The organism is Micromonospora reichwaldensis (genome assembly GCF_031845925.1).
GTDB classification, from domain to species: domain Bacteria; phylum Actinomycetota; class Actinomycetes; order Mycobacteriales; family Micromonosporaceae; genus Micromonospora; species Micromonospora reichwaldensis.
In genome coordinates this window covers 126,735-144,007 of record NZ_JAVRFL010000005.1, presented here as the reverse complement: position 1 = coordinate 144,007, position 17,273 = coordinate 126,735, and the positions used below count along the sequence as shown (strand labels likewise).

The window sequence follows — 17,273 nt, the reverse complement described above, 5'->3', positions numbered from 1 at the left end:
GACAAGGTATACCTGTGCGTACGTACAGCCCGAAGCCGGGTGAGATCGAGCGTCAGTGGCACGTCATCGACGCCTCTGATGTCGTGCTGGGCCGCCTGGCCACCCACGCCGCCACGCTGCTGCGCGGCAAGCACAAGCCGACTTTCGCGCCGCACGTCGACACGGGCGACTTCGTCGTCATCGTGAACGCGGGCAAGGTCGCGCTGACCGGCAACAAGCGCCACACCAAGGTCGCCTACCGCCACTCCGGCTACCCGGGTGGTCTTAAGCAGGTCGGCTACGACGAGCTGCTGACCAAGCGTCCCGAGCGGGCCATCGAGCTGGCCGTCAAGGGCATGCTCCCGCACAACAAGCTCGGCCGTCAGCTCATCAAGAAGCTGAAGGTCTACGCCGGTGCCGAGCACCCGCACGGCGCGCAGCAGCCGGTGCCGTTCGAGATCAAGCAGATCGCGCAGTGAGCGCGGGCGAAGGAAACAGCATGACCGACATCACCGAGACCGAGGTTGCCCCCGAGGAGGCCACCGAGGCGCCGGCGCCCGTCGCCCGCGCGCCGCGTGGTGACCGCCCGATCCAGACCGTGGGTCGGCGCAAGGAGGCCATCGTCCGGGTGCGCATCGTCCCCGGCAGCGGCAAGATCACGTGCAACGGCCGTGACCTCGAGGCCTACTTCCCGAGCAAGGTGCACCAGCAGCTGATCAAGGACCCGCTGGTCACCGCCGAGAAGCCGGAGGCCTTCGACGTCATCGCCAACCTGCGTGGCGGCGGCACCACCGGTCAGGCCGGCGCGCTGCGTCTGGCCATCGCCCGGGCCCTGATCGTCAGCGAGCCGGACGACCGTCCGGCGCTGAAGAAGGCCGGCTTCCTCACCCGGGACGCCCGGGTCAAGGAAAGCAAGAAGTACGGCCTCAAGAAGGCCCGTAAGGCTCCTCAGTACTCGAAGCGCTGATCATCAGCGGCGCGTTGTACTTCTGACGGACGGCCGGGTTCACCTCCCCTCTACGGGAGGTGGCCCGGCCGTTCGCCTTTCCTGGACCGTTTCATCGGAGGTTGGCGGGTATGGGCCGGTTGTTCGGCACGGACGGCGTACGCGGGCGGGCGAACGCGGATCTCACGCCTGAGTTGGCGCTGGCGGTGGCGGTCGCCGCCGCCCACACGCTCGCCGAGTCGGACCGGAGCCATCCCCCGCTGGCCGTGGTCGGGCGGGACACCCGGGCCAGCGGCGAGATGCTGGAGGCCGCCGTGGTCGCCGGGCTCACCAGCGCCGGCGCCAACGTGGTCCGGGTGGGCGTGCTGCCCACCCCGGCCGTGGCGTTCCTCACCGCCGAGGCCAAGGCCGACCTCGGCGTGATGCTCTCCGCCTCGCACAACCCGATGCCCGACAACGGGATCAAGCTCTTCGCCGCCGGCGGGCACAAGCTGCCGGACGACATCGAGATGCGGATCGAGGCGGCCGTCGAGGCGAACGCCACGACCGCCTGGGAGCGGCCGGTCGGCGCCGGCGTCGGCCGGGTGCACGACCTGCTCGACGGCGCGGACCACTACGTGCAGCACCTGATCGGCACCCTGCCGCACCGCCTCGACGGCCTCAAGGTCGTGGTCGACTGCGCCAACGGCGCGGCGGCCGAGGTGGCGCCGGTGGTGTACCGGGAGGCCGGGGCCGAGGTCGTCGCCATCTACGCCGAGCCGGACGGCCTCAACATCAACGACGAGTGCGGCTCCAACCACCTCGACGCCCTGCGGGCCGCGGTGGTCGAGCACGGCGCCCACCTCGGCATCGCGCACGACGGCGACGCCGACCGCTGCGTCGCGGTGACCGCCGACGGCGACGAGGTCGACGGCGACCAGGTGATGGCGATCCTCGCGCTCGCCATGCGGGAGGCCGGCACGCTCACCGACGACACCCTGGTCGCCACGGTGATGAGCAACCTCGGCCTGCGGCTGGCCATGTCCGCGCAGGGCATCCGCCTCCTGGAGACCAAGGTCGGCGACCGGTACGTGCTGGAGGAGTTGCGCGCGTCCGGCCTCGCGCTGGGCGGCGAGCAGAGCGGGCACATCGTGATGCCCGCGTACGCCACCACGGGCGACGGCGTGCTGACCGGGCTGCACCTGATGTCGCGGCTGGCCGCCACCGGCAAGTCCCTCGCGGAGCTGGCCGCCGTGGTGACCAGGCTGCCGCAGGTGCTGATCAACGTCCCCGTCGGCGACCGTACGGTCGGCGCGGCCGCACCCGCCGTCCGGGCCGAGGTCGAGCGGGCCGAGGCGGAGCTGGGCGAGACCGGCCGGGTGCTGCTGCGCCCGTCCGGCACCGAGCCGCTGGTCCGGGTCATGGTCGAGGCCTCCACCGAGCAGGTCGCCCGAAGCGTCGCCGAGCGCATCGCCGAGCAGGTCCGCACCGCCAGCCCGACCGCCTGACCTTTCGCATCGGCCCGGGCCCGCCGTCGGCGGGCCCGGGCCGTCGCCTTTCCCGGACCGGTCCGGCGGCTGGGTGCCGCGCAGCCCCCGCGTCGGCGGCACCGGCACCGGGCACGGCACCGCCGACGTCCGGGACCGGCCACGGTGCCTGCCCCGGCCGGCCGGTCTACAGGCGCAGGCCGGCGGCCCGCTGGAAGGTGGCCGCCGGGTCCTCGCCGTCGGTGAGGTCCATGTCCTCGACGATCCGCCCGTCGCCGAGGCGGATCAGCCGGTCGCACCGGGCGGCCACCGCCCGTTCGTGGGTGGCGAGCAGGACCGTCATGCCGTGCCGGTCGCGCAGGTCCAGCAGCAGGTCGAGGATCTGCCCGCCGGTGGTCGAGTCGAGGTTGCCGGTCGGCTCGTCGGCGAGCAGCAGCCCGGGGGAGCCCATCAGCGCCCGGGCGATCGCGACCCGCTGCTGCTGGCCGCCGGAGAGCTGGGCCGGCAGGGCCCGCTCCCGCCCGGCCAGTCCGACCGCGTCGAGCAGCTCCCGGGCCCGGGCGGCGTGGTCGGCCCGCCCCCGGCGGGGCAGCACCGGCACGACCACGTTGTCCAGCACGGTGAGCGCGGGCAGCAGGTGGTAGCGCTGGAAGACGAAGCCGACCCGCTGCCGGTACCGGGTCAGGGCGGAGCGGCCGAGCGCGGTGATCTCCTGCTCGTCCACGGTGATCGTGCCGGTGTCCACCTGCTCGATCGCGCCGATCATGTGCAGCAGCGTCGACTTCCCGGAACCGCTGGGCCCGGTCAGCGCCACCACCGCCCCCGCCGGGATCTCCAGGGACACGTCGTCGACCGCCGTCACCTGCTGCGGGCCGGCCCCGAAGCGCCGGACCAGCCCGGCGACCCGGACCGTGCTGCCCACCGTCGTCTCCATCGTCACTCCTCCGCGAGCAGTCGGGCGGTCGGCAGCCGGCGCAGCAGCGCGGCCGGGACCAGGGCGGCCACCGAGGTGACCAGGACACCGGCCGCCGCCACCGACGCGGCGACCGCGACCAACGTGCCGGGCAGGGCGCCGACCAGCCAGGCCGCCCCGGTCAGCCCGAGGGCGGCGCCGGTGACCGCGCCGAGCAGACCCAGGGCCAGCCCCTCGTAGGCGATGAGGCGGCCCAGCGCGGCGTCGCTCCAGCCGACCGCGCGCAGGGTGGCCAGCTCGGCGGCCCGGTCCCGGATGTTCAGGTAGAGCACGTCGGCGACCGCGGCGGCGCCGAGCAGCACCGTCGCGACGGCGGCCATGGTGTCCGCGCCCCGCACGCTCAGCGACACCGTGTCACCGAGCAGGCTGCCGACGATGGCGCCGCGGAACGCGTAGCCGGCGGCGGCGACCAGGGTCAGCGCGGCCACGCCGATGGCCAGCGCGCCGGCGCCGAGCAGGGTGCGGCCGGGCGTGCGGGCCAGGTTGGCCAGGGCCAGGCCGGCCAGGGTGCGCGGCCGGCGTACCCACCGGGCCGTCGCCACCGCCGGGCGCAGCGCGGCGGCCGGGTGGGCGCGCGCTGCCCGCAGGGCCGGCGTCAGGCCCGCGACCAGCGCCAGCAGCAGTGCCACCGGTACGGCCAGCAGCGCCCGCCGCCATCCCACGTCGATGCCGAGCGCGGCGCCGAGCGGGACGGCCAGCGCCAGGGCGAGCAGCCCGGCGGCCAGCCCGAGGGCGGCGACCTCCCCGAGGATCAGCGCGCCGATCCGCCTGGCCGGCCAGCCCAGGCAGGCGAGCACCGCCAGCTCGGACCGGCGGTCCCGGACGGCGGCGGCGACCGCGTTGCCGAGGAAGAGCGCGCAGACCACCAGCACCAGTACGAACAGCGCGACGCTCTTGCGGTCCACCGCCTTCGTGATCACCGAGGCGACCCCGAGCGCCGACCACTCCTCGGTCAGCCGCAGCGCCGGCCGGCCGAACGACCCGGCGGGCAGCTCCACGGCCTGCGGGGCGGGGGACGAGCCGAGGGTGATGTCGACGTCGAGCCCGGTGACCTGGGCGATCCGCTCGGCGACCAGCCGGACCTGCTCGGCGGCGCGGTCGCTGTAGCCGCCCACGTCGGCGACCCGGACCCGGATCGCGCTGATCGGGGCGGCGAGCTGCGGACTGCCGCCGCCCGCCAGCAGCTTCGGCACGCTGGCGAGGCTGGTCAGCAGCAGCGGCGGGGCGGAGAGGTGACCGGCCGGGTTGCCGCCCGGCTCCAGCGCACGGCCGCCCAGGGCGTCCCGGCTGGCGGCGTCCGCGCCCTGCGCCGACGGCGGCTCGTACGTCTCCAGCGGCACCCGCCCGAGGTCACTGAAGCCGGTCAGCTTCGCCGGGTCGAAGACCCCCACGGCCCGCCAGCCCCGGTACGGGCTGCCCGAGGTCTCCTTCTTGAGCGGGAGCTTGCGCAGCGTCCGCGCTCCCGTGTCCTCGGCCAGCCAGGGGCGCGGGTAGGGATTGAACGTGAACTGGTCGCCGTACACCGTCGGATCGGCCGCCGGCAGTGCGCCGACCCGCAGGGTGCCGTCGGGCAGCCGGTCGTACCGCGTCGGGCCGGCCTGCACCATCGACTGGAGTTGCCCGGAGCAGCAGCCGGCCGGGGAGAGGCCGGCGGCGAGCCGGGTACGCCAGCCGGCGGCGACGTCCTGGCGGGCGTCGCCGGCGGGTAGCGCGGGACCGCGCCCCAGGGCCCGTTCCAGCTCGGCGAGGCCGATCCCGGCCGGGCGGGCCGCGGGCAGCCGCGTGAAGGTGGCGTGCAGCACCTCGTCGACGAGGGGGCTGCTGGTCGCGAGCACCGGCACGGTGAGGAACTCCCCCGAGCCCTTCCGCGCGACGGTCGTCGTGTCCTCCGGTCCCAGCGCCCGCCCGTCGACCACCGCGCCGCCGAGACCCACGAGGCGGTCCTCGGCGGCCGGGTCCACGGCGGCGAGCAGGAGCGGCACCGTCAGGTTGACCGCGATCCGCAGCCGGTCCGAGGTGGACGAGGAGCTGGTCCCACCGTCGGCGAGGACCCCCGCGCCGGCCTCGAACCGGCCGTCGGGGCGCAGCCGTACGGCCACCAGCGACCACTCCTCGCGCTCGGAGTACGCGCCCGGGCTGCCCTGGGCGAACCGGGGGTCGCAGACGGCCCGGGTGTGGCCGTCGGGCAGCACCTCGCGGGGCGCGGGCCCGCACGCGTCGGCCCACGGATAGCTGCGCCCGTCGGTGTAGAGGGTGGCGTCGCTGCTGTGCGGTTGGTCGATGCGGGGGTAGATCAGCGGGTGGGTGGTGACGTACACGAAGCGGGGCCGGCCCGGCGCGCCGGAGAGGCCGCGCTCGGCGACGAACCGGGGATCGACGCGGATGACCTGCCGGTCGAGCGAGCGGTCGACGGCGTCGGTCAGGTCCAGCGGGGTCGGCACCGGGGCGGTGGAATAGCCGAGCATCGCGATGGGGGCGGCGACGTCCACCCCGGTGACCGCCTTCACCTGGTCGTACTGCGCGGTGGTGATGCCGCCGAAGAGGCCGGAGAGGTAGTTGGGCTGGACCAGCCGGCGTTCGGCCTCCAGCGGGGTACGCGTGCCCTTCGGGCGGACCAGGATGTCGTAGGCGGCGTCGGTGTTCCGCTCGACGGCGCCCGTGACGTCGAGGCGGGAGGTGGTGGTGGCGCCGGTGAGCACGACGAACCCGGTGGTCGCCACCAGTACGCCGAGCAGCAGCGCCACCGACCGTCCCGCACGGCCGCGAAGCTGTCTCCAGATGATGTCGAGCATGTCGCGCCTCCCCGTGTGCTGAGCACACTGTGCGCGATACATTGTGACAATGCAAGGCCCGGCGGCGGTCAGCCCCCGGGTCGGATCGGAGTAGACGGTGGCGATACAGCACGCGGTCCTGGCCCTGCTCGCCGGCGGCCCCAGCTACGGCTACGAGCTGAAGGGCGCCTTCGAGGAGGCGGTCGGCCCGCAGTGGGGGCCGCTCAACATCGGGCACCTCTACCAGATCCTCGACCGGCTCTCCCGGGACGGCCTGGTGGTGGCCGAGCGGCAGCCCCAGCCGGTCAAGCCCGACCGGGTGGTCTACGAGATCACCCCGGAGGGTCGGGCCGAGCTGGCGCGCTGGCTCGGCGAGCCCAGCCCGCGCAGCGGCGGGTTCCGGGACGACTTCTTCCTCAAGGTGACCGCCGCGGCCCGCTCCGGCGAGCCGGCCACCGTACGCACGGTGCTCGGCAACCAGCGCGGTCACCTGATGCGGGAGCTGCGCAACCTCGACGGGCTGCGCCGCCGGGCCGACGACCCCGTGGTCGGCCTGCTGCTCTCGGCGGCGAGTCGACACGTCGAGGCCGACCTGGCCTTCGTCGACGACGCCGAGCAGGTGCTGCTCGCCGACGGCGGCGCGGCGCTCGCCCGGCTCCGGGCGCCCCGCTCCGAGGCGGCGTCGCCTGAGCGGGAGACCGGCCCGACCCGGGCGGCCGGCTGACGCCCAGGCGCACGCGTCGACCGACCCGACCCGATCTGGCCCGGCGCGGACGGCGTCGCGCGCGGCCGGCCGCGGGAGGCTCAGGTCGCGGACAGCCGGCGCAGCCGGGTGACGGCCTCGGTCAGCACCTCGGGGCGCTTGCAGAAGGCGAAGCGGATCAGGTGCCGACCGGCCTCGGCGTCGTCGTAGAAGACCTGCGTCGGCACGGCGACCACCCCGCACCGCTCGGGCAGGGACCGGCAGAACTCCACCCCGTCCCGCCCGCCCAACGCGCTGACGTCGGCGGTGACGAAGTACGTGCCCTCCGGCGCGAGCACCTCGAACCCGGCGTCGGTGAGCCCGCCGACGAGCTGGTCGCGGCGGGCCTGCATGCCGTCGCGGAAGTCGGCGAAGTAGTCGTTTGGCAGGGCCAGCGCCACCGCGACCGCCGGCTGGAGCGGCGCGGCGTTGACGAAGGTGAGGAACTGCTTCACCCGTAGCACTGCCGAGACCAGCGCCGCCGGCCCGCTCACCCAGCCGACCTTCCAGCCCGTGCAGGAGAACGTCTTGCCGGCCGACGAGATGCGCAGCGTCCGCTCCCGCATGCCGGGCAGCGTGGCCAGCGGGACGTGCGGGGTGGACGCGTCGGTGAAGACCAGGTGCTCGTACACCTCGTCGGTCACCGCGTACGCGCCGTGCTCCCGGCACAGCTCGGCGACCAGGGCCAGCTCGTCGGGGGTGAAGACCTTGCCGGTCGGGTTGTGCGGGGAGTTGAGCAGCACCAGCCGGGTGCGCGGGCCGAACGCGGCGCGCAGGGCGGCCGGGTCGAAGGCGTACCGGCCGTCGGCGGCGGGACGCAGCGTGACCGGGCGCCGGACCGCGCCGGCCAGGGCGATCGAGGCGGCGTACGAGTCGTAGTAGGGCTCGAAGCAGACGACCTCGTCGCCCGGCTCGCAGAGCCCGAGGATCGCCGCCGCGATCGCCTCGGTGGCGCCCGCCGTCACCACGATCTCGCCGTCCGGGTCGTACTCCAGACCCCAGAACCGGCGCTGGTGCGCGGCCACCGCGGCGCGCAACGCCGGGACGCCCGGGCCCGGCGGGTACTGGTTCTGCCCGGTGCGCAGCGCCTCCGCGGCGGCGGCCAGCATCTCCGGCGGCCCGTCGGTGTCGGGGAAGCCCTGACCGAGGTTGACCGCGCCGGTGCGCACGGCGAGGGCGGACATCTCGGCGAAGACGGTCGTCCCGAACGGGCGCATCCGGGCCACCAGCGGATCCACGTCGGCGGTCGTCACGCCCGCCAGCCTACGGACTCCCGGCGCGGCTTCAACCCCCTGCCGAGGGTGGCCCCGACCGCCCGGAACCGTCGCCGGCAGCACCGTCGCCCGGCGGAGCTATGTCACGGAGAGTGCCGCTTCCCCTCCGATCGCTCAAGTTGGGTGATCGTTTACCCGGCTTTCGCGCACGCACGATGAGCGAAACTAGGTTAGGCTGCGGGACATGTGTGGAATCGTTGGTTACGCCGGCGCGCGCCCGGCGCTCGGCATCGTGCTCGACGGACTGCGGCGGTTGGAATACCGCGGCTACGACTCGGCCGGCGTCGCCATCGTCTGCGACGGCGCGCTGCTGACCGAGAAGAAGGCCGGCAAGCTGGCCAACCTGGAGAAGGTGCTCTCCGAGCGGGCCGCCGAGGATCCCACCTCCTGCGCGGCCAGCCCGATCGGCATCGGCGACGGCACCACCGGCATCGGGCACACCCGCTGGGCCACCCACGGCGGTCCGACCGACCGCAACGCCCACCCGCACCTGGCCCCCGACGGTCGCGTCGCCGTGATCCACAACGGCATCATCGAGAACTTCGCCAAGCTGCGCGCCGAGCTGGAGGCCGACGGCGTCCAGTTCACCAGCGACACCGACACCGAGTGCGCCGCGCACCTGCTCTCCGCCGCACTGGCCGACCTGCGCGCCGCCGGCCACCCCGACGGGCCGCAGCTGCTCGCCGCCGGCATGCGGGTGGTCTGCCAGCGGCTGGAGGGCGCGTTCACGCTGCTCGCCGTCGACGCCGCGGTGCCCGGCGCGGTGGTCGGCGCCCGCCGCAACTCGCCGCTGGTGGTCGGGCGGGGCGACGGGGAGAACTACCTCGCCAGCGACGTGGCCGCGTTCATCGAGCACACCCGGGAGGCGGTGGAGCTGGGCCAGGACCAGATCGTCCTGATCACCGGCGACACCATCGAGATCACCGACTTCGCCGGCCAGCCCGCCAGCGGCAAGGACTTCCACATCGACTGGGACTCCTCCGCCGCCGAGAAGGGCGGCTACGACTGGTTCATGCTCAAGGAGATCGAGGAGCAGCCGCAGGCCATCGCCGACACCCTGCTCGGCCGGCTCACCGACTCCGGCGAGATCATGCTCGACGAGGTCCGCCTCAGCGACCAGGACCTGCGCGACGTCGACAAGATCTTCATCGTCGCCTGCGGCACCGCGTACCACTCCGGCCTGGTCGCCAAGTACGCCATCGAGCACTGGACCCGGATCCCGTGCGAGGTGGAGCTGGCCAGCGAGTTCCGCTACCGCGACCCGGTCCTCGACCGGTCCACGCTGATCGTGGTGATCTCGCAGTCCGGCGAGACGATGGACACCCTGATGGCGCTGCGGCACGCGAAGGAGCAGAAGGCGCGCGTCCTGGCCATCTGCAACACCAACGGCTCCACCATCCCCCGCGAGTCCGACGCGGTCCTCTACACCCACGGCGGGCCGGAGATCGCCGTCGCGTCCACCAAGGCGTTCCTCACCCAGCTCGTCGCCTGCTACCTGATCGGCCTGCACCTGGCCCAGGTGCGCGGCATCAAGTTCGCCGACGAGGTGGCCGCCGTGGTCGCCCAGCTCCAGGAGATGCCGGGCAAGCTGCGCGAGCTGCTGGAGCGGATCGAGCCCGTCCGCGAGCTGGCCCGCGACCTGAAGGCCGAGCCGACCGTGCTCTTCATCGGCCGGCACGTGGGCTACCCGGTGGCCCTGGAGGGCGCGCTCAAGCTCAAGGAGCTGGCGTACATGCACGCCGAGGGCTTCGCCGCCGGCGAGCTGAAGCACGGCCCGATCGCGCTGATCGACAAGGGCACCCCGGTGATCTGCATCGTGCCGTCCCCGGTCGGCCGGGGCATGCTGCACGACAAGGTGGTCTCCAACATCCAGGAGGTACGCGCGCGCGGCGCCCGGACCATCGTGATCGCGGAGGAGGGCGACGAGGCGGTCGTCCGCTACGCCGACCACCTGATCTACGTGCCGCGTACGCCGACGCTGCTCGCGCCGCTGGTCACCACCGTGCCGTTGCAGGTCCTGGCGGCCGAGATCGCCGCCGCCCGGGGGCACGACGTGGACCAGCCCCGCAACCTGGCGAAGTCGGTCACGGTCGAGTAGGTCGCGCCGCCCCGCGACGGGCCCCGTCCACCCGCGCCGGTGGGCGGGGCCCGCCGCGTTGCGCGGGTCAGCGGCCGAGCACCACCCGGGCCATCCCGTCGAGGGCCGGGTTGTCGGGCGCCCAGTAGCCGGTGTGCCCGTGCCGGCCGCTGGGGAACGTACGCCCGCCGAAGCCCGGGTGGGACGGGTCCTGCCCGAACCACAGCTCCCGCTCCGGCGCGCCGAGCAGCGCCCCGATCGCCGGGCCGACCGGCGACGCGCCCAGCAGGGACCGGCGGGCCAGCTCGTCCGGCGGCCGGGCCCACCGGATCACGTCGTCCGGTGCGGTGCTCGCCCAGACCTGCCCGGGCGGCACGCCCAGCTCGCCCGCGTGCGCGACCCCCACCCCGGGCGAGCCGACGAAGACCAGCGCGTCGGCGGCCAGCCCGTGATCGCGGGCGGCCGTGCCGACCACCAGCGAGCCGTAGCTGTGCCCGAGCACGGTCTGCCGGCCCGGCGGCCCGTCGTGGGTCTCCCGCAGGCCCTCCTGAAACCGGTGCAGCGCCGGGCCGGCGTTCTGGGCCTGGCCCGGCCACGCCGCCTCGTGCAGGAAGTCGGGGGCGTCGTAGTCCAGCCAGAGCACCGCCGCGGCCTCCTCCTCGGGGGCGAGGGCGGCGCAGCGGGCCAGCACCCGGGCCGCGCGACCCAACTCGCCGGGCACGTCGTGCAGGCCGGCGGTCATCCCCGGCACGTAGGTCAGCACCCGGGCAGACCGGTCGGGGTTGCCCAGCGCCACCACCGCCCGTCCCTCGCCGCCCGTGCCCAGCCCCAGCAGGTACGCCCGGGGCTGCTCGTCGCCCGCCAGGCGGGCGGCCAGCGCGTCCAGCCCGGCCAGGGACTTCCCGATCCGCGACAGCCCGGCCAGCTCGACCGGCCCGCGCGGCACCCGCTCCAGCAGCCGTCGCCGCGCGGCCAGCAGTTCCTCCCGCCGCGCCCCGAGCAGCAGCCGGTTGGCCTGGTCGCGGGCGGCCACCGGCACCCCGTCGAGGCGGCCGAGGAGCCCCGGCTCGTACGCGACGAGCCACCGGCGCTGCGCGGGGGTGAGCCCGGCCCACCAGGCCCGCACCGAGGCCGGGTCGGCGCCGGCCTTCGGGCGGCCGGGCGGCGGCCGCTCGGCCCACCCCGCGCGGGCGGCGCCGGCCAGCGCGTCCAGCCGGCCCGCGGCCTCCCGGTCGACGGCGCCGGCCAGCTCCAGCGCCGCCCGGATCGCCGCAGCCACCTCGCCCGCCCCGGCTCCGCCCGCGCCGGCTCCGGATGTGCCCGTCCCGGCCGTGCCCGCCCCGGGGCGTGTGGTCGCCGGTGCGCGGGCGGGGTCGGCGGTGACCCGGCCCTGCCGGTCGACCAGCAGCCCGGCCGCGTCGGCGCGGGCCACCGCGGCGGCGAGCCGGGCCTTGGCGGCGGCCAGCCGGCCGGCGAACTCGGCCAGCACCTGGTCGGCCTCGATCAGGGCGGGGGAGACGGCGGTCAGCTCGGTGCACAGGGCCGCGAGCCGGGCGTCGGCGGCGACGCCGGCCCCGCCCGACCAGCCGGACCGCAGCACCGCCGCGCCGGCGGCCAGCTCGTCGGCCCGCCGCGCCACGGGGCCGGTCAGCCCCCGCCAGGCCAACCCGGCCGCCCGCCAGGCGTCCGGATCGGCCGCCCACAGCTGCCGGTAGCCGACGTCCGCCGCGCGGTCGGCGGGGTGCACCGGGCGCGTCGGAGGCGTCGGGCGTGCCGGGGGCGCCGGCGGGACCGGGTGCGTCGCGTGCCCGGCCGGGGCCGACCGACCCGGCGCCGGGGGTGCCGGCGCGTTCACCGGGGCAGCGCGGTGAGGCGGCCGGCCGCCCGGTCGTCCACCGCCTCGTACGCCTCGGCGGCGGAGCGGACCGCCCCGGCCGTGTGGGCCACCCGGGCGCCGAGCCCGCCGAACCAGGCGTGCACGGCCGACTCCAGCCTGGTCGACGCCGCCCCGGTCGACCATTCCGGGGCCGGCACCACCAGCCCGGACACCTCGGCCAGCCCGCGCGCCAGCCGGTACGCGTCGTCGTCGAGCCCGTGCGCCGCCCGGCGCAGCGCGTCCGGTCGTACGGTCAACGGCTCCTCGGCCATCCTCGGCCCCCCGCCTCGCGAAAAACATCGACGGCCGCGACGCTAGGCGTCGTCCACACCCCCGCGCGTGGCCTGTGGACGACGGCCCGCCCGCGTACGGCCGTGTCGTCCACAGGCGTTGCCGCGCGCGGTGCCGAGGGCTAATCTGCGGCCGCCCGCGCCGGTAGGGTGAGCGGGTGATCGTCGCTGTCGGCATCGACGTCGTCCTCGTCGAGCGGTTCGCCAAGGCCCTGGCACGGACACCGCTGCTCGCCGACCGGCTCTTCACGGAGGCCGAGCGGTGCACCCGCTCCGGCAACCCGCGCTCGCCCGAGTCGCTGGCCGCCCGCTTCGCGGCCAAGGAGGCGGTCGCCAAGGCGCTCGGCGCCCCGGCGGGCCTGAGCTGGCACGACTGCGAGGTCGTGCCGGACCCGGACGGCCGGCCCTGGCTGACCGTCTCCGGCACGGTCGCGGCGGCGGCCACCGAGCGCGGGGTCAACCGCTGGCATCTCTCGTTGTCGCACGACGGCGGGATCGCCTCGGCGATGGTGGTCGCGGAGCGGTGATCGGGGGCGTGCCGGGTCGCGGCGCGCCGGGAGTCGGACGGGACGGGGTGGCATGAGATCGGTCTGGCGGGTCGCGGACGTACGCGCTGCGGAGGCGGGCCTGATGGCCACGCTGCCGCCCGGGACGCTGATGAAGCGCGCGGCGGCCGGGCTGGCCCGCCGCTGCGCGCTGCTGCTGGCCGAGCGGGGCGGCGTCTACGCCGCGCGGGTGCTGCTGCTGGTCGGCTCGGGCGACAACGGCGGCGACACGCTCCTCGCCGGCGCGCACCTGGCCCGGCGGGGTGCCGCCGTGTCGGCGCTGCTGCTGGCCCCCGGCCGGGCGCACGCGGAGGGGCTGGCCGCGCTGCGGGCGGCGGGCGGGCGGGTCGTCGACCGGCCGCCGGGGACCGTCGACCTGGTGCTGGACGGCATCGTGGGGATCGGCGGGCGCGGCGGGCTGCGGGACACCGCCGACCAGCTCGCCGCCAGCCTCGTTCGGCACCGGGGGCGCGACGGCGCACCGGCCGCCGTGGTCGCCGTGGACGTGCCCAGCGGGGTCGCGGTCGACACCGGGGGAGTGCCGTTGACCGCGTCGGGCCGCCCCAGCGCGGTGCGGGCCGACGTGACGGTGACGTTCGGCGGGCTGAAGCCCGCCCTGGTGGTGGGCCCGGCCGCCGCGCTCGCCGGTGAGGTGGAGCTGGTCGACATCGGGCTGGAGCCGTGGCTGCGGGGCAGCCCGGCGTTGGGCGTGACCGAGTGGTCGGACGTCGTCGACTGGTGGCCCCGGCTCGGCCCGGCCTCGGAGAAGTACAGCCGGGGCGTGGTGGGCGTCGCGACCGGCTCGGCGACCTACCCCGGCGCGGCCGTGCTCTCCGTCGCGGGGGCGCTGGCCGGCCCGACCGGCCTGGTCCGCTACGCCGGCTCGGCCCGGGCCGACGTGCTGGGCCGGCACCCGTCGGTGATCGCGACCGGCCGGGTCGCCGACGCCGGGCGGGTGCAGGCGTGGGTCTGCGGTTCCGGCCTGGGCACCGGCGAGGAGGCCGCCGGGGAGCTGCGGGCGGTGCTCGCCGCCCCGGTGCCGGTGGTGCTCGACGCCGACGCGCTGACGCTGCTGGTCGACGGCTCGCTCGCCGGCCGGCTGCGCACGCGGGACGCCCCGATCGTGGTCACCCCGCACGACCGCGAGTTCACCCGGCTCTGCGGGGAGGAGCCGGGCGCCGACCGGGTGGCCGCCACCCTGCGGCTGGCCGCCTGGATGAACGCGGTGGTGCTGCTCAAGGGCGACCGCACGGTGATCGGCACGCCGGACGGCCGCGCGTACGTCAACCCGACCGGCACCCCGGCGCTGGCCACCGGCGGCACCGGCGACGTGCTGGCCGGGCTGCTCGGCTCGCTGCTCGCGGCCGGGCTGCCCCCGGAGCGGGCGGCGGCCGCCGCCGCGTACCTGCACGGGCTGGCCGGCCGGGAGGCGGCCCGGGGCGGGCCGGTGACGGCGCCCGACGTGGCCGACGCCCTCCGCCCGGTCCTCGCCCGCCTCGGCTGAACCGGCGGAACCGGCCGCGCCGGTAGTGGCTCCTGGGCCGGCGGCACCGGCTGCGCCGGCCTCGGCCGGGGGGACCGGCGTGGAAAGTAGGCTGGGGGCATGTGGCAGGCCGAGGTACGCGTGGACCTAGACGCGATCCGCGAGAACGTGAGCCGGCTGAGGTCCGGCACCGCCGCCGAGCTGATGGCGGTGGTGAAGGCCGACGGCTACGGCCACGGCATGGTCCCGGCCGCCCGCGCCGCCCTCGACGCCGGAGCCGACTGGCTGGGGGTCTGCACGCTCGACGAGGCGCTCACGCTGCGCCGGGCCGGGATCACCGTGCCGGTGCTGGCCTGGCTGCTCGCGCCCGGGCTGCCGCTGCACGAGGGCGTCGCCGCCGGGGTCGACCTCGGCGTCGCCAGCCTGCCCCAGCTCGACGAGATGGTCGCGGCGGGCCGCGCCGCCGGTCGGCCGGCCCGGCTGCACCTGAAGATCGACACCGGGCTGGCCCGCGGCGGCGCGACCGTCGCCGACTGGCCGGCCCTGCTCGACGCCGCCGCCAAGGCGCAGGCCGACGGCCTGGTCGAGGTGGTCGGGGTGTGGAGCCACTTCGTGTACGCGGACTCGCCCGGCCACCCGACCATCGACCGCCAGCTCGCCGTCTTCCACGAAGGGCTGGGTATGGCCGAGCAGGCCGGCCTGCGGCCGCGCTACCGGCACCTGGCCAACTCGGCGGCCACCCTGACCCGGCCCGACACCCACTTCGACCTGGTCCGCCCCGGGGTGGCCGTCTACGGCCTCTCCCCGGTGGCCGGCGAGCGCTACGGGCTGCGCCCGGCCATGACCGCCCGCGCCCGGGTGATGCTGACCAAGCGCGTCCCCGCCGGCTCCGGCGTCTCGTACGGGCACACCTACACCACCGAGCGGGCGGCGAACCTCGCGGTGGTGCCGCTCGGCTACGCCGACGGGGTGCCCCGGCACGCCTCCAACAGCGGCCCGGTGCAGCTCGGCGGCAAGCGCCGGACGATCTCGGGCCGGGTCTGCATGGACCAGTTCGTGCTCGACTGCGGCGACGACCCGGTGGCCGCCGGCGACGAGGTCACCCTCTTCGGCAGCGGCGCCGACGGCGGGCCCACCGCCGACGACTGGGCCGAGGCCGTCGGCACCATCAACTACGAGATCGTCACGCGGTTCGGCAGCACCCGGGTGCCCCGCGTCTACGACGGCGAGCGCCCGTGACGACCCGTTCCCGCATCCCGCTGCCGCGTACCGGACACGCCAAGGCGGCAATCGGCGCGTTGGCCGCCGTCGGGGTCGCCGCCGCCGGGCTCGCGGCCGGCGTCGCCACCGAACGGGCCCTGGTCCGCAAGCTCAAGGCCGACCCCACCGACCGGTACGCCGGGGAGGTCTTCGGCGAGCAGCGGTACGACGACTCCTTCCGGCTGGAGATGCCCGACGGCACCGACATCCACGTCGAGGTGGTGGAGCCGACCCGGCCCGTGCCCGGCAACCCGACCGTGGTGCTGGTGCACGGCTTCTGCCTCGACATGGGCACCTTCCACTTCCAGCGCAAGCTGCTCGCCGAGCGGGGCGAGCACCGGATCGTCGCCTACGACCAGCCCGGGCACGGCCGGTCGGGGCGGCTGGAGACCGGCGAGTACGACCTGACCGCGCTCGGCCGGACGCTGCGCGAGGTGATCGACCGGACCGCCCCGGAGGGGCCGCTGGTGCTGGTCGGCCACTCGATGGGCGGAATGACCATCATGGCGTTCGCCGAGCTGTTCCCGGAGCTGTTCGGCGACCGGGTCGTGGGCACCGTGCTGATGGCCACCTCGGGCGGCCTGATCGCCGAGACCAAGCTGGTCGCGCCCGCCCTGCTCGGCCGGGTCGGCGCGCCGGTGCTGCACATGGTCGGCAACGTCACCCGCTACGGCGGCCCGGTGATCGACCGGGCGCGCAGATCCACCACCAACGTGGCCTGGCTGCTCACCCGCAAGTACGGCTTCGGCACCCGCCAGCCCAGCCCGGCCCTGGTGTCGTACGTCGAGACGATGAACTCCCGCACCTCCGCCGACACGGTGACGCGCTACCTGCGGACGCTGGCCACGCACTCCCGGTTCCCGGCGCTCGCCGCGCTGGCGGACACCCCCGTGCTGGTGGTCGTCGGCGACAAGGACATGATCACCCCCGTGACGCACTCCGAGGAGATCGTCCGGCGACTGCCGCACGCCGAGTTCGTCAAGATCTCCGACAGCGGGCACGTGGTGATGCTGGAGCACGCCGACGAGGCCAACGAGGCGCTGGTCCGGTTCCTGGAGGCGCTGTGAGCCACGTCGTGAAGCTGCCGACCGTCGACGACACCCACGAGTTCGGGCGGCGGCTGGCCGGGCTGCTGCGCGCCGGCGACCTGCTGCTGCTGACCGGGCCGCTCGGCGCCGGCAAGACCGCGCTGACCCGGGGCGTCGGGGCCGGGCTCGGGGTGCTCGGGGACGTCACCTCGCCCACCTTCGTGATCGCCCGCGTGCACCGGCCCGACCCGGCCCGGGGCGGCACGGTGGCGCTGGTGCACGCCGACGCGTACCGGCTGGGGGACGCCGCCGACCCGCGTGCCGAGATCGACGACCTCGACCTGGACGCCTCGGTGGACGAGTCGGTGACCGTGGTCGAGTGGGGCGAGGGCCTGGTCGAGCAGCTCGTCAACGCCCACCTGCGGGTACGCGTCGACCGGCGCGACGACGACACCCGGGTGGTCGAGCTGGAGCCGGTCGGCGGCGACTGGGCGCAGCGCCTGACCGCCCTCGGGTGAGCGCTGTCGTACCGGCTGCCTAGAGTGCGCGGGACGGACCCGACA

At 75.8% G+C, this 17,273-nt stretch carries 15 protein-coding genes; 10 read left to right on the top strand and 5 right to left on the bottom strand.

Going from position 1 to position 17,273, the window contains the following annotated elements; all coding sequences use genetic code 11:
• Positions 1-14: 14 nt before the first annotated feature.
• The 3 genes from rplM to glmM all read left to right on the top strand — a co-directional run bounded on the left by rplM (position 15) and on the right by glmM (position 2,412).
• Positions 15-458 (top strand): 50S ribosomal protein L13, encoded by a 444-nt coding sequence (gene rplM, locus RM555_RS05855; protein ID WP_088998398.1) that lies wholly within the window; start codon positions 15-17, stop codon positions 456-458.
• A gap of 20 nt (positions 459-478) precedes the next feature.
• Positions 479-946 carry a 30S ribosomal protein S9 gene (gene rpsI / locus RM555_RS05850; protein WP_121399850.1) on the top strand — a complete coding sequence of 156 codons (468 nt, stop codon included), beginning with the start codon at positions 479-481 and terminating at the stop codon, positions 944-946.
• Between the two features lie 110 nt (positions 947-1,056).
• Entirely contained in the window at positions 1,057-2,412 is a 1,356-nt protein-coding gene (gene glmM / locus RM555_RS05845) for a phosphoglucosamine mutase (RefSeq protein WP_311410800.1), read from the top strand.
• 166 nt (positions 2,413-2,578) lie between these two features.
• On the opposite strand, the gene RM555_RS05840 is transcribed toward glmM, so the two are convergent.
• The gene (locus RM555_RS05840) at positions 2,579-3,325 is read right to left on the bottom strand and encodes an ABC transporter ATP-binding protein (protein ID WP_311410799.1); all 747 of its coding nucleotides are present in this window, start codon (positions 3,323-3,325) and stop codon (positions 2,579-2,581) included.
• A 2-nt stretch (positions 3,326-3,327) separates the two neighbouring features.
• A complete protein-coding gene (locus RM555_RS05835) occupies positions 3,328-6,156 on the bottom strand; it encodes an FtsX-like permease family protein (RefSeq protein ID WP_311410798.1) in 2,829 nt (942 codons plus the stop codon).
• Between the two features lie 97 nt (positions 6,157-6,253).
• On the opposite strand from RM555_RS05835, the gene RM555_RS05830 reads away from it, so the two are divergent.
• Entirely contained in the window at positions 6,254-6,859 is a 606-nt protein-coding gene (locus RM555_RS05830; protein ID WP_311410797.1) for a PadR family transcriptional regulator, read from the top strand.
• An 80-nt stretch (positions 6,860-6,939) separates the two neighbouring features.
• On the opposite strand, the gene RM555_RS05825 is transcribed toward RM555_RS05830, so the two are convergent.
• Complete coding sequence (locus tag RM555_RS05825) at positions 6,940-8,130, bottom strand: pyridoxal phosphate-dependent aminotransferase (RefSeq protein WP_311410796.1); 1,191 nt, start codon at positions 8,128-8,130, stop codon at positions 6,940-6,942.
• Positions 8,131-8,335: 205 nt separating this feature from the next.
• Here RM555_RS05825 and glmS point away from each other — a divergent pair, with 205 nt between their 5' ends.
• Positions 8,336-10,249, top strand: coding sequence for a glutamine--fructose-6-phosphate transaminase (isomerizing) (gene glmS, locus RM555_RS05820; RefSeq protein WP_311410795.1), 1,914 nt, complete (start codon positions 8,336-8,338; stop codon positions 10,247-10,249).
• Positions 10,250-10,316: 67 nt separating this feature from the next.
• On the opposite strand, the gene RM555_RS05815 is transcribed toward glmS, so the two are convergent.
• Positions 10,317-11,975, bottom strand: coding sequence for an alpha/beta hydrolase (locus RM555_RS05815; RefSeq protein ID WP_311410794.1), 1,659 nt, complete (start codon positions 11,973-11,975; stop codon positions 10,317-10,319).
• Positions 11,976-12,079: 104 nt separating this feature from the next.
• Complete coding sequence (locus RM555_RS05810) at positions 12,080-12,361, bottom strand: type VII secretion target (protein WP_311410793.1); 282 nt, start codon at positions 12,359-12,361, stop codon at positions 12,080-12,082.
• Positions 12,362-12,552: 191 nt separating this feature from the next.
• Here RM555_RS05810 and RM555_RS05805 point away from each other — a divergent pair, with 191 nt between their 5' ends.
• The 5 genes from RM555_RS05805 to tsaE all read left to right on the top strand — a co-directional run bounded on the left by RM555_RS05805 (position 12,553) and on the right by tsaE (position 17,228).
• Positions 12,553-12,921, top strand: coding sequence for a holo-ACP synthase (locus RM555_RS05805; RefSeq protein WP_132230942.1), 369 nt, complete (start codon positions 12,553-12,555; stop codon positions 12,919-12,921).
• A 52-nt stretch (positions 12,922-12,973) separates the two neighbouring features.
• Positions 12,974-14,443, top strand: a complete 1,470-nt coding sequence (locus RM555_RS05800) for an NAD(P)H-hydrate dehydratase (protein ID WP_311410792.1) — start codon at positions 12,974-12,976, stop codon at positions 14,441-14,443.
• A gap of 99 nt (positions 14,444-14,542) precedes the next feature.
• Complete coding sequence (alr, locus tag RM555_RS05795) at positions 14,543-15,661, top strand: alanine racemase (protein WP_311410791.1); 1,119 nt, start codon at positions 14,543-14,545, stop codon at positions 15,659-15,661.
• On the top strand, positions 15,658-16,749 hold the full coding sequence (locus tag RM555_RS05790) for an alpha/beta fold hydrolase (RefSeq protein ID WP_311410790.1): 1,092 nt from the start codon (positions 15,658-15,660) through the stop codon (positions 16,747-16,749). Before alr ends, RM555_RS05790 begins: the two co-directional genes overlap by 4 nt.
• On the top strand, positions 16,746-17,228 hold the full coding sequence (tsaE, locus tag RM555_RS05785; protein WP_311410789.1) for a tRNA (adenosine(37)-N6)-threonylcarbamoyltransferase complex ATPase subunit type 1 TsaE: 483 nt from the start codon (positions 16,746-16,748) through the stop codon (positions 17,226-17,228). The genes RM555_RS05790 and tsaE overlap by 4 nt, the downstream gene beginning before the upstream one ends.
• Positions 17,229-17,273: the final 45 nt, after the last annotated feature.

What these genes read in the sequence shown, in the direction of transcription:
- rpsI (WP_121399850.1), top strand. Translation starts at nt 479, where the DNA reads ATGACCGACATCACCGAGACCGAGGTTGCCCCCGAGGAGGCCACCGAG.
- RM555_RS05840 (WP_311410799.1), bottom strand. Translation starts at nt 3,325, where the DNA reads ATGGAGACGACGGTGGGCAGCACGGTCCGGGTCGCCGGGCTGGTCCGG.
- RM555_RS05835 (WP_311410798.1), bottom strand. Translation starts at nt 6,156, where the DNA reads ATGCTCGACATCATCTGGAGACAGCTTCGCGGCCGTGCGGGACGGTCG.
- RM555_RS05800 (WP_311410792.1), top strand. Translation starts at nt 12,974, where the DNA reads ATGAGATCGGTCTGGCGGGTCGCGGACGTACGCGCTGCGGAGGCGGGC.
- alr (WP_311410791.1), top strand. Translation starts at nt 14,543, where the DNA reads ATGTGGCAGGCCGAGGTACGCGTGGACCTAGACGCGATCCGCGAGAAC.
- glmS (WP_311410795.1), top strand. Translation starts at nt 8,336, where the DNA reads ATGTGTGGAATCGTTGGTTACGCCGGCGCGCGCCCGGCGCTCGGCATC.
- glmM (WP_311410800.1), top strand. Translation starts at nt 1,057, where the DNA reads ATGGGCCGGTTGTTCGGCACGGACGGCGTACGCGGGCGGGCGAACGCG.